This is a genomic window from Corynebacterium phoceense, assembly GCF_900092335.1.
Classification (GTDB): Bacteria; Actinomycetota; Actinomycetes; order Mycobacteriales; family Mycobacteriaceae; genus Corynebacterium; species Corynebacterium phoceense.
Genome location: NZ_LT596208.1, coordinates 1,615,670 through 1,625,532, shown reverse-complemented (window position 1 = coordinate 1,625,532; position 9,863 = coordinate 1,615,670). Strand labels below are relative to the sequence as shown.

9 protein-coding genes and 2 pseudogenes are annotated in these 9,863 nt (G+C 64.8%); 6 read left to right on the top strand and 5 right to left on the bottom strand.

All coding sequences use genetic code 11. The features are described 5' to 3' along the window. The 3 genes from BN9444_RS11910 to BN9444_RS11900 all read left to right on the top strand — a co-directional run. The coding region (locus BN9444_RS11910) for an AMP-binding protein (protein WP_141681593.1) at positions 1-706 on the top strand (706 nt) is incomplete at its 5' end. Between the two features lie 116 nt (positions 707-822). After that, complete coding sequence (locus BN9444_RS11905) at positions 823-1,506, top strand: hypothetical protein (protein ID WP_066492427.1); 684 nt, start codon at positions 823-825, stop codon at positions 1,504-1,506. Between the two features lie 98 nt (positions 1,507-1,604). Continuing rightward, positions 1,605-2,504, top strand: coding sequence for a DUF559 domain-containing protein (locus BN9444_RS11900; RefSeq protein WP_068801991.1), 900 nt, complete (start codon positions 1,605-1,607; stop codon positions 2,502-2,504). A 91-nt stretch (positions 2,505-2,595) separates the two neighbouring features. On the opposite strand, the gene BN9444_RS11895 is transcribed toward BN9444_RS11900, so the two are convergent. Both BN9444_RS11895 and BN9444_RS14380 read right to left on the bottom strand, forming a co-directional pair. Next, entirely contained in the window at positions 2,596-3,054 is a 459-nt protein-coding gene (locus tag BN9444_RS11895) for a CBS domain-containing protein (RefSeq protein ID WP_233423615.1), read from the bottom strand. A gap of 86 nt (positions 3,055-3,140) precedes the next feature. Next, positions 3,141-3,482: pseudogene (locus BN9444_RS14380) on the bottom strand (carboxylesterase family protein); the annotation flags it as partial. Between the two features lie 25 nt (positions 3,483-3,507). Between BN9444_RS14380 and BN9444_RS11890 the strand changes: the two are divergent. Together BN9444_RS11890 and BN9444_RS14885 are read left to right on the top strand one after the other, a co-directional pair. Next, entirely contained in the window at positions 3,508-3,687 is a 180-nt protein-coding gene (locus tag BN9444_RS11890) for a hypothetical protein (RefSeq protein WP_066492429.1), read from the top strand. Further along, positions 3,671-3,832, top strand: a complete 162-nt coding sequence (locus BN9444_RS14885; protein WP_168162255.1) for a hypothetical protein — start codon at positions 3,671-3,673, stop codon at positions 3,830-3,832. Before BN9444_RS11890 ends, BN9444_RS14885 begins: the two co-directional genes overlap by 17 nt. Here BN9444_RS14885 and malQ read toward each other — a convergent pair. Further along, positions 3,822-5,894 (bottom strand): 4-alpha-glucanotransferase, encoded by a 2,073-nt coding sequence (malQ, locus tag BN9444_RS11885; RefSeq protein ID WP_233423585.1) that lies wholly within the window; start codon positions 5,892-5,894, stop codon positions 3,822-3,824. The two genes, BN9444_RS14885 and malQ, sit on opposite strands and share 11 nt — an antisense overlap. Before the next feature lie 76 nt (positions 5,895-5,970). Here malQ and BN9444_RS11880 point away from each other — a divergent pair. Further along, positions 5,971-7,455, top strand: a pseudogene (locus BN9444_RS11880) (AMP-dependent synthetase/ligase); the annotation flags it as partial. Here BN9444_RS11880 and BN9444_RS11875 read toward each other — a convergent pair. Continuing rightward, a complete protein-coding gene (locus tag BN9444_RS11875) occupies positions 7,400-8,395 on the bottom strand; it encodes a CNNM domain-containing protein (protein WP_068801990.1) in 996 nt (331 codons plus the stop codon). The pseudogene BN9444_RS11880 and the gene BN9444_RS11875 sit on opposite strands and share 56 nt — an antisense overlap. After that, positions 8,388-9,755 (bottom strand): hemolysin family protein, encoded by a 1,368-nt coding sequence (locus tag BN9444_RS11870; RefSeq protein ID WP_068801989.1) that lies wholly within the window; start codon positions 9,753-9,755, stop codon positions 8,388-8,390. The genes BN9444_RS11875 and BN9444_RS11870 overlap by 8 nt, the downstream gene beginning before the upstream one ends. Between the last annotated feature and the right edge of the window lie 108 nt (positions 9,756-9,863).

Below are 9,863 nucleotides of genomic sequence, written 5' to 3'. Positions count from 1 at the left end.
CCGAGGCCTGGGCGTGCCGGTCTATGAAGGCTATGGCCTCACCGAGGTCGCCGCGGCCGCCGCCGTCGACTTCGTAGACCAGACCATCGGCACCGTCGGCCCGCCGCTCGAGGGCGTGTCCATCAAGATCAACGACGAAGGTGAAATCCTCATCAAGGGTGACATCGTCTTTGACGGCTACTGGAACAACCCGGAGGCCACCGCCAAGTCCATCCAGGACGGCTGGTACAACACGGGCGACCTCGGCGAAATCAACGACGAAGGCAAGGTCGTCATCACCGGGCGCAAGAAGGACCTCATCGTCACCGCCGGCGGCAAGAACGTCTCGCCGGGCCCCATGGAGGACCAGCTGCGCTCCCACCCGCTCATCTCCCAGGCGATGGTGGTGGGCGACGGCAAGCCATTCATCGGCCTCCTCGTCACCCTCGACGACGACGCCCTGGCTCGCTGGCGCCTGGCTCACAACATCCCGGAGGGCCGTTCCATGAAGGAGCTTGCTACCGATGCCACCCTCCGCGCCGAGATTCAAGACGCCATCAACCAGGTCAATTCCACGGTCTCCCATGCCGAGGGCATTAAGAAGTTCTTCATCCTCGAAACCGACCTCACGGAAGAGGAAAACGAGCTCACCCCGACGATGAAGGTCAAGCGCAACGTCGTGGCGCAACGCTACGCGGATGCCATCGACCACATTTACCAGCGTTAGATTTCCTGTGAAATCCATCGGAGTGTCGCACAGTTAATCCGCGCGGCACCCGATAGAGTTTCACCCGTTGAGCAAAACCCTCAACCTTTACTAGAGGTCTTGAAAGGAGTGCGCGGGTGCACAAAATCGCCGCTGAGCTGCGTCACCGCGAGCTCACCCAGGAGCTCTACAACATCGGCGACGAGGTTGTCGAATACATCGAGCACCTCATCGAGGCCATCGAAGACTGGGACGACGAACTCACCCTCGACTGTCTGGCCGAGCTCCACGACATCGTGGGTGACGCCCGCCGCGACTCCGGCCGCGTCGTAGGCGAACTCATCGGCCTGCGCCACGCGCTCGTCTCGGGCGTACGCGCCGGCACCATCTCTGCGGCCGTCACTGGCGACTTCGACATCGAAGCCCCACGCGACGTCACGGCCCGCACTCTCACGCTCAAGTTTCCGCTCGAAGGACCCCAGGTCATCTCCGAGATGGCCCACGCCCTCCAAGGCCGCACGTTCCTCGTCACGGACTACCTGCGTGACATGGTCGAGTACGTCCTTGAGCAAACCGATGCCGTCGCTCGCAACCTCGACATGGTCTCGCTCCCGCAGCTCTACCGCCGCTCCGGCGAGTCCGTCGCCACCGCGGTCGAGGGCTGGCTCCACACCGTGGTCCACGCCCAGCCTGCCTATGCCCGCGCCATGCGTGGCCACAACCCGCCGCCGTTCCTCGAGGAACGCGCCCGCGTCAACGCCATCGTGGCCAAGGTTGCCGCGAAGCGTGCCGCCGCCCGTAAGAAGGGCCAGACGGCTTAAACCCCACATTCTTCGACTCCCCGCAGCACTCCCTCTTCCGCTGCGGGGAGTCGAGCCTTATCCGGAACCTTTCGCGGCGTGCTGCGGTCTAAGGAGGTATGAACCTTCACGAAGTAATCATCCGAATCCCCGGAGATCCGAAAGCCTCGAGACCCCTTATCGACGGAATCTCTGACGGCGCCTACCTGCGTCTCGGCAATGCTCACGCCGTGGCGCGTGGCGCGTGGTCGGAGATGCCCGCCTATCAGCAGCACCATCTCCGCACTCTGGCCATAGGTCGCGAGCTGCGCGGCGGCGTGCTCGCGGGGCGTTCCGCTGCGCGGGTTCACGGACTATGGGTAATTGCGGCAAAGGAAGAGCGCGTCCATGTCGTGTTGCCTTCCGGTGGCCGGCGTCCGCGTGGTGCATGGGGACCCCACACTCTTTATCTCAAACGGCGAATTTTCCCCGAGGATATCGTTGAGCTCCATGGCATCCGCGTGACAGCGGCTCCGCGTACCTGCGTTGATATTGCGTGCTGGGAGGGCTTCGCGGCCGGTCTCGCGGCGATGGATTGCTTCTTGAGCAACGGCGGCCACCCTTCTGCCTTGCAGAAAGCCATTGCGCGTGCAGCACGGCACAAAGGAGTTGCACATGCCCGTCGGGCTTTCGCCGCTGCGCGTAACGGCACCGAGTCGCCTTACGAGTCTTATTTCCGTGCGCTGCTCCTCGACACTGAGATTGCCGGCCTAGTGAGCTGGCGCGAACAAGTCTCGCTCTATGGCTATCGGGTCGACTTCCTCATGCCTGGCGGGCTTGTCGTCGAAATCGATGGCGACAGCAAATACGGTGAGCGCCCAGAGTCGGTCATCGTCGCGGAGCGCAAACGGGAGAAGGAACTCACCAACCGTGGCCACCGAGTGCTGCGTTTCTCTCCGCGGCAGTTGCTTACGAAACCACAGCAGTGTCTCGCCCTACTGGAGCAGGCCCTCAGCGAGGTGAACGCAAAACAGAAGTAAACCAGAAGAAGTGAAGTTTTCGATCAATTTTTCGAGTGGTTCACTTCTTCTGGTTTACTCTTGAGGTCTCCGGCGCGTGCGCCTCGAGGGGCTACGACGCCGCCGGCGGAGCCGCCTGATCCAGCTGCTCCGTAATCTGCGGCCACAGCTGGCCCATGATGTCGTCCCACGTGAGGATCCAGGCCGCGTTGTCGGAACTCGGGCGGCCGACCATGACGAGCTGTTCGCCGCGGGCGCGCATGAGATCGAGCGTGCGCTGCACCGTGGCGGTGGGCGTCACGATGACGGCGGGGCGGGAGAACTCGAGCGCCTTCGTGTCCGGGGAAGCGAGCAGAGTGTCTCGGACGTGGACCACGCGGACATTGCGGGCGCGGTCGAAGACGAGGACGCGCATGATGTGCTTGGACGTCACGAGACGCTGCAGGTCGGCGACCGTCGCATCCGCGGGCAGCGGCACGATCTGGGAACCGTGGGCGCGCGCCATGTCGGCGGCCGTGGCGGACTCGAGCTCGATGACGCCGGTGATTTGGTTCGCGGACTCATCGTCCATGGTGCCGACTTGGCGGGAGTGTTCGACGAGATTGCGCAGCGTCTCCGNTAGCGGAAGTACTCGTCCTCGGGGAATTTCGCGAGTCCCGCCAGGCCCACGCGGTAGCCGAGCTGCACCTCGACGATGCCAGCCCGTGCATTCGCGCTGCCCTCGGCCCGCGGATCTTCGTGGGTGCCCGACTCGAAGCGTCCGCCGTGGATATAGACGATGACGGGGGCGTCGCAGGCGTCCTCCGGTGTGGTGATGGTGAGCGCCACTGCGTCCGGCTGCGGCTCGCGCGCGTCGACGATGCCCTGGTCACCCAGCTTTTCCGCGTCCGCGAAGCGACTCGGGATATGCGAGTAGGGGATGGAGTGGAAGTAGCGGACTCCGCCTTCCGCGGTGCCGCGGAACGTGCCGCTGGGGGCCTCAATGCTCAACTCGTGCATGCCTTAAAGACTACAATTGCTCCCCATGGAATGGTTGCGCGAGGTCCTGGACGCCTTCTCCCAGTGGATGGTGGAGGCGCCCATCGCGGTGCAGATGCTCATCCTCACGGTGACGGTGGTGCCCGCCTTCGTCGCTGTGGCGTGGGTGCTCATGTTCTGCATTGACCGGGTGGCTAGAATAAAGCACCATGTCGACGCCGAATAACAATGATCCGCGCGAGGGCCTGTGGGACCCGGAGCGCCGCCCGGTCAAGCGCAAGCGGGCGCTGCCCAAGTCCCGCGTCGCGCCCACCCTGCTGGCGATGTTCGCTTTGATCTTCATCGCCGCCGTGCTCGGCTTTATCTTCTAGACGCCTCCGCGACCTGCTGGAAGAGCTCGAGGCCCGCGAGGTCCTCGATAATTACCGGCTTGCCGTCCGGATCCGTAAGCGGCATGCACCAGTTGGGGTAGGTGTCGTGCGTCGTGCCCGGCATATTCTGCGCGCGGCGGTCACCCACCATGTCCACGAGGTTCGTGCACGTGAGCGCCGACGGCGTGCCCGCCATAAACTTGTGCAGCGCCACGAGCTGTTCGCGCTCGGTCTCGGCACCCGGCGCGGCGACGGCAAGGACGCGGTCCATCCACTCGCGCTCGCCAGCGAGCTCCTCGTCCGCCGGACGCGTGAGCAGGCCCAGGCGGGCGCGCAGCGTGATGTGCTCGCCAGCCAAGTACGCGAGCGTGGGCGGCAGATCGTGCGTGCCCACCGAACCGAGCGCCAGCGCGCGGTAGTCCTGCTGTGCCAGCGCGCTCACATTGTCCGAGGCGTGCTCGAACCACACGATGGACGTGCCCATGACACCGCGCGACGCGAGCGCATCCAAGACCCACGGCTCGAGCGTGCCCAAGTCCTCGCCAATGAGCACCGCGCCAGCGCGCTCGGCCTCGAGCGTGAGCACGCCGAGCATCGCCTCCCAGTCATAGGCGACATACGCGCCCATCGTCGGCGCCTGCATGCGCGGAATCCAGTACAGACGGAACAGGCCGAGCACATGGTCGACGCGCACGCCGCCGGCGTTGCGCAGCACCGTGGCCATCATGTCGCGCCACGGCTTGTAGCCCGCCTCCGCCAAACGGACAGGGTGCCATGGCGGCTGGGACCAGTCCTGGCCCATCTGGTTGTACTCGTCCGGCGGGGCGCCTACCGATGCCGTCGGCGCCAGGTAATCCGCCAAGCTCACCGCCTCTGCGCCGCCCGGGTGAATGCCCACCGCGAGGTCGGTGACGAGGCCGATGCCCATGCCCGCATCGATCGCCTTCTGTTGCGCCGCGGCGAGCTGCTCGTCGCAGAGGAACTGCAGCCACGCATAGAAATCCGTGAGCTCGGTGAGGCCTTCCGTCATCGCGTGGCGGCGGCCCGTGTCGCGCGCCAGGTGCTGCTCTGCGCACCACACGGCGAAGTCGCGCAGCGCCTGGCCCTCGCGGGCCTGGTACTCGCCGAAGGCCACCGCGCGCTCGTCGCTGAGCGGGTGCCCAAACATCGCATGGAGGGCCTGGAGCTTTGCCTCGAAGATGTCGTTGCGCACGATTTCCCCAGCCGACTGGTTGCGGGCGCGGAATTCCTCGGCGAGCTCGGCGACATCGGAAAGCTCGTCGGGGGAGAGGTTGTTCAGCTCCGGGACGTCCTCGACGCGCAGGTAGATGGGGTTGACGTAGCGGCGCGAGGTGGGCAGGTACGGGGAGTCCTCGACCGGTGGGAAGGGCTCGGCGGCGTGGAGCGGGTTGATAAGCAGGAAGTCCGCCCCAGCGTCGTGGGCGAGGGTCTGGGCGAGCTCGCCCAGATCGTGGAAATCGCCCATGCCCCAGGACTCGGCGGAGCGCACCGAGTAGAGCTGTGCCATGACGCCGCCGGTCGGGTGCTCGAGGTACTGGTCCACGGTGGACAGGCGGGTGGGGGTCACGATGAGCGGGCATGTGGCAGCGATTCCCTCGGAAACGAGTTCAATTTCGTGGTAGCCCAGCGGCAGGTCGCCCGGGACGTGGAAGGTGGCCTCGCCCCACATCTGGCCCGCGACGTCAGCGTCCGGCTGCATGTTCTCGTCCTGGTAGACCTCGCGCGTGCCGCCGTCCTCCAGTCGAATCTCGACACGGGCTTCCATGCCCGCGTGGACGTGGACGTCGAAGCGTTTCTCGTGCCCCGACGTCGTCACCACACATGCAGGCAGCGGCCGTGACATACGGGTCTGGTACTCCTCGAAGAGCAGGCGCGTGAGCTCCTCATCGGAAGGATCGGAGCTCACGTTCACACCGAGCGCGGTGAGGGTATAGAGAATAGACGAGGTTGGGGTGACGATGTACTGGCCGCCCGCGGAGGTATACCCGGTGGCGACGCCGTACCGTCCGGCGAGTTCGCTTAGCAGCTCATAATTAATCACGAACCCGATTGTGCCATCTTGAAGCGTTGCTAGAGTGGTGAATAGCAAATTTATCGCGCTACAAGGAGTTTCGCCCATGACCCTGCAGGAAGCCACCACGCCCGCCCCGTTTACCATCGAGCCGGGCGAAACGTGTCTCACCGCCATGATGGACACCGCCAAGGCGCGCCCGCACGGCGTCATGTTTACCCGACCGGCCAACTACGAGTGGGTTAACGTCACCGCGAAAGAATTCGTAGACGAGGTCTTCGAGGTGGCCAAGGGCCTCATTGCGTCGGGTGTTGAGCACGGCGACCGCGTGGTCCTGCTGTCGAATACCCGCTACGAGTGGTCGCTGCTCGACTTCGCCATCTGGGCCGCGGGTGCCGTAAGCGTGCCGATTTACCCGTCCTCCTCGTTGTCCCAGATTCAGTGGATTGTCGAAGACTCCGGCGCCGTGCTCGCTATTACCGAGACCCGTGACCACTCCGAGCTCATGCGCCACCTCGTCCTCGGCGAGGACGGCCAGCCGGGTATCAAGGGCTCGCCCTCGCAGCTGCGCCGCATGCTCGAAATCAACTCCTCGGCCATCGCCACCCTCAAGTTCGAGGGCCGCGAGGTCTCCGATGACCAGGTCTGGGAGCGCATTCACGGGACGAAGACGGAGGATCTTGCCTCGCTCGTCTACACTTCCGGTACCACCGGCCGCCCCAAAGGCTGCATCATCACCCACCGTAACTGGTTGGCGGAGGCCCGCGGCCTGCTCACCAACCCCATCGGCGCCATCGCCGTCCCGGGTTCTCACGTGCTCACGTTCCTGCCGCTTGCCCACGTGCTCGCCCGTGCGGTCTCGCTCGCCGTGGCCATCGGCGGCGCCTCGCAGAACCACTGGTCTGACTTCTCGACCATCACGATTGAGTTCGCCCGCTCGCGCCCGAACCTCATTCTCGGCGTCCCGCGCGTCTTCGAGAAGGTTCGCAACGCCGCGGCTGCGAAGGCCTCTGCGAACCCGGCGCAGGCGGCCATCTTCGCCCGCGCTGAGGCCACTGCCATCGAGTATTCCAAGGCGCTCGACCTGCCGGAGGGCCCGTCCCGCCTGCTCAAGGCCCGCCACGCCATCTTTGACAAGCTCGTCTACTCCAAGGTTCGCGCGGCCATGGGCGGCGACGTCAAGTACGCGATTACCGGCGGCTCCGCCATGAGCCCGGACCTCCTCCACTGGTACCGAGGCCTGGGCGTGCCGGTCTATGAAGGCTATGGCCTCACCGAGGTCGCCGCGGCCGCCGCCGTCGACTTCGTAGACCAGACCATCGGCACCGTCGGCCCGCCGCTCGAGGGCGTGTCCATCAAGATCAACGACGAAGGTGAAATCCTCATCAAGGGTGACATCGTCTTTGACGGCTACTGGAACAACCCGGAGGCCACCGCCAAGTCCATCCAGGACGGCTGGTACAACACGGGCGACCTCGGCGAAATCAACGACGAAGGCAAGGTCGTCATCACCGGGCGCAAGAAGGACCTCATCGTCACCGCCGGCGGCAAGAACGTCTCGCCGGGCCCCATGGAGGACCAGCTGCGCTCCCNGAACTCGGGCGGCCGACCATGACGAGCTGTTCGCCGCGGGCGCGCATGAGATCGAGCGTGCGCTGCACCGTGGCGGTGGGCGTCACGATGACGGCGGGGCGGGAGAACTCGAGCGCCTTCGTGTCCGGGGAAGCGAGCAGAGTGTCTCGGACGTGGACCACGCGGACATTGCGGGCGCGGTCGAAGACGAGGACGCGCATGATGTGCTTGGACGTCACGAGACGCTGCAGGTCGGCGACCGTCGCATCCGCGGGCAGCGGCACGATCTGGGAACCGTGGGCGCGCGCCATGTCGGCGGCCGTGGCGGACTCGAGCTCGATGACGCCGGTGATTTGGTTCGCGGACTCATCGTCCATGGTGCCGACTTGGCGGGAGTGTTCGACGAGATTGCGCAGCGTCTCCGGGTCGTAGCCAGCCGCACCCGCCCGGTCGACCGGGGTTTCACCGGCGGCGCGGACCATGTGGTTGGCCATGGTGTTGATCCACGTGAGCAGCGGGCGGAAGACCCAAATGAAGCCGCGCGCGGGAACTGCGATGAGCTGCAGCGCCGTCTCTGGATGGGTAATCGCCCAGGACTTTGGGGCCATCTCGCCGATGACGAGGTGGATGAAGGTGACGATGAACAGCGCGAGGATGAACGCGACCACGTCCGCGATGCTCAGCGAGAGGCCGAGCGCCTCGAGCGGGTGCATGAGCAAGTGGTGCACCCATGGCTTGGTCACGGCACCGAGGATCAGCGTGCAGGCGGTAATGCCCAGCTGCGCGCCGGCGAGCATGATGGTGAGTTCGTTGAGGGAGCGCAGGCCGGCACGAGACGTGCGGGAGGTCTCCGCGGTTTCTTCGAGGCGGTTGCGGCGCGCGCCCATGGTGGCGAACTCGATGATGACGAAGAACGCGGACGCGATGAGGATGAGGATGGTGATGATCAAATCAGTCATTGTCGGCCTCCTCTTCGATAAGTTCCAGAGCAAGGGAGGACGGGACGTGACGCTCGACCTCCTGGACGGTGATGTGGAGGCGGCGGGTGGGGGCATCGTCGCCCTCGACCCAGTCCTCCGGCTCGGCCTCGAGCTCGACGGAGAACTCTTCGCCTTCCTCCGGCAGAGAGGAGGAATGCGCGATGAGCAGGCCCGCGATGGTCTCGTAGTCGCCATCCGGCAGGTCGTGGCCCACGGCGCGCTCGATCTCATCGATGGGCGTGTCGCCGTCCACGATCCAGTGGGAGTCGTCCGTCTCCGTGATTTCCTCGGTTTCCTCAAGATCGTGTTCGTCCGTGACGTCGCCGAGGATTTCCTCTGCGAGGTCCTCCATGGTGACGATGCCGATGAAGCCGCCGTATTCGTCAATGACGCACGCGAGCTTCTCGGAGGAATCGCGCAGCTCCTTCACCGTGTCCGGCAGGTCCATGAGCTCCGGCACGACTACGGCCTCGCGCATGAGCGTGGTGACGTGTGCGTCGGAAGGCAGTGTCGATTCGAGCACGTCATAGAGGTGCACGACGCCAATCGGGTTGTGCTCGTCATCGATGACGGGGTAGCGCGTGTGGTTCTCGGCCATCATCTCGCGCACCTCGCCCAGCGTGGTGTCCGGGTCGACAACGTCCACGCGCGAACGCGGAATCATCGCGTGGCCCGTGTCATGTTCCGGGAAGTCGAGCAGACGGTCGAGCACCATGTACGTGTTCTCGTCCAGGGTGCCAGACTCGTGCGAGTTGTCCACGATGGATTCAAAGTCTTCCGTCGTCGCCGAGGAATCGAGGTCCTCGACCGGCTCAATGCGGAACAGACGCAGCAGGCCGTTGGAGGCGTACTCGAAGAAGTGGATGAGCGGGCCGAAGATGCGCAAGTACCAGCTCGTCGAGTTGGTAATGCCCATCGTTACCTTCATGGGCGTGGCGAGCGCGTAGTTCTTCGGGAACAGCTCCGCGAAGACCATGGACGCCACCGTCGACAAGGCGAGTGCTGCCACCGTGCCGACGGTCACCGACGCCGCGCGCGGGATGCCCACGCCGCCGAGGAGCTCGCCCAGGCCGTTGCCCACGAGGGGCTCTGCGATATAACCCACCAACAGGCCGGTGACCGTAATGCCCAGCTGCGAGCCGGAGAGCACGAACGAGGTGCGGTGGGTGAGCATGAGCGCGCGCTCTGCTTTTTTATCCCCCTGTGCCGCCATGGTGCGCAGCTGCGCGCGGTCCACGTTCATAAACGCAAACTCTTGGGCCACGAAATACGCGTTAAACGCGATGATGATGCCAATGACAACAATGCCTAGGACAATCATGCCGATTGCAGTCCACATGGCTAGACCCCGCTCCTAAGCTTCAGGAAACGGGGACTTCGACTCGGAGGTTCCACCTCGGTAGTGCCTTTCTTCAGGTAGCAGATTAAAAGATGAGAAATAGCGTAC